The 257-nt window shown below is 75.1% G+C and carries 1 protein-coding gene; it reads right to left on the reverse strand.

What is annotated here, in order from left to right; all coding sequences use genetic code 11:
• Positions 1-257: FtsW/RodA/SpoVE family cell cycle protein (locus tag ACCD05_RS31975; RefSeq protein WP_413397704.1), on the reverse strand; the 257-nt coding region annotated here is incomplete at both ends.

The raw sequence follows: 257 nt of genomic DNA on the forward strand, positions 1-257 counted from the left end.
GACCGCCGCCGCCCACAGGGCCAGGGCGAGCTTGGCGGCCTCGGAGGGCTGCATCCGGAACCCGCCGATGCCCAGCCAGTTGCGATTGCCGCCCACGGTGACGCCGAGCGGGGAGAACGCGACCACCGCGAGCAGGATCACGGCCACGCCGAACGCCGGCCAGGCGAGCGCCTTGAAGACGCGCACCGGCAGGCGCGAGAACACGAGCAGGGCCGCCACGCCCGCCACCGCCCAGGCGCTCTGGCGCAGGAACAGGG

It is taken from the genome of Rhizobium sp. Rhizsp42 (assembly GCF_047304155.1).
Taxonomy (GTDB): domain Bacteria; phylum Pseudomonadota; class Alphaproteobacteria; order Rhizobiales; family Rhizobiaceae; genus Rhizobium.